This window comes from Phyllobacterium sp. P5_D12 (assembly GCF_054049495.1).
Genome location: NZ_JBFUMG010000933.1, coordinates 1 through 1138 on the forward strand (window position 1 = coordinate 1; position 1138 = coordinate 1138).

Here is a 1138-nt window from a genome sequence, read left to right on the forward strand (position 1 = left end):
CTTATGCCATGCCAACAAGGTCTGATCGTAGTCGGCTCCAAAGTTGTGAACGTCTTCAATCACGAAACGAGCGTCCATACTGTTGGAAATTTCACCCAAAGAGGGCAGCTCTCCATTGGGAAAAATATATCGATCAAACCATGGGTCAATCAAGTTGCGGCGACGTTTTCGTCCGATCGTGTGGAGCAGGAACAAGCCATCGTCGATTATGCTTCGTCTGGACGTTTCAAAAAGGCTGACGTAATTTTTGTGACCGACGTGCTCAAACATACCGATGGAAGCAATACGATCAAACTTTTCGCGCCCATCCATGTTGAATGACCGATAATCCGCAAGGCGAATTTCCATAGAAGGCCCGGTTACGTTCAAGCGAGCGAAATCTGCCTGCTCCGCGGAAATGGTCAATCCTACGCATGAGACGCCGTAGTTCTCGGCTKCGAATTTCATAAGACTGCCCCAACCGCAGCCAATATCCAAAAGACGCATCCCCGATTTCAGGCCGAGTTTGCGACAGACAAGATCGAGCTTCGCTGTCTGGGCGTCTTCCAGATTATCAACGTCCTTCCAATACCCGCAGGAATAGGTCATGCGGCTATCGAGCATAGCGGAAAAAAGATCATTGCCGACGTCGTAGTGCGCCTTGCCAACCTGCCATGATCTGAATCGATCCTGAAGATTGAACAAACGCGCACGCAAGGTCTGCAGTATGTCTTTAGCAGTCACACGCTCTGCAAGGTTTGCGCGAAAAATACGCTCAAAGAAGCCATCCAGCGAATCGCAGTCCCACCATCCGTCCATATAGCTTTCGCCAAGTCCCATGCTACCTTGTGCCAATACACGGGCAGCGGTCCTTTCGTCGTGAATCTGGATATCCCACGGAGAGCCGCCGTTAATCTGAATACCTGCGCGGTCGAAAAGACCACTTAGTGTTTCAAGCGCAGCAGATCCCTTTCTGTTCGCCAACTCTCTCTGTCCACCAGTGTCGGAGGGCATATCAGCTCCTGTCTAAGACGCTCAGTTATCCGAACTGGTTACCCAATGATTTGCGCTATTCAGCGGCGACCATTGAATATCTTCGCCGCACGAAGTTCGGCACCTCAACCCGTACCAGCGCCGGCTGAATGTCGTGGAGTTTGGC

General features: G+C 51.2%; 1 protein-coding gene. It reads right to left on the reverse strand.

Annotation, left to right across the window (positions count from 1 at the left end; all coding sequences use genetic code 11):
- Positions 1-993 (reverse strand): cyclopropane fatty acyl phospholipid synthase (cfa, locus tag ACXJ5O_RS27755; protein WP_457302722.1); only part of this gene is annotated, 993 nt, incomplete at its 3' end.
- Between the last annotated feature and the right edge of the window lie 145 nt (positions 994-1138).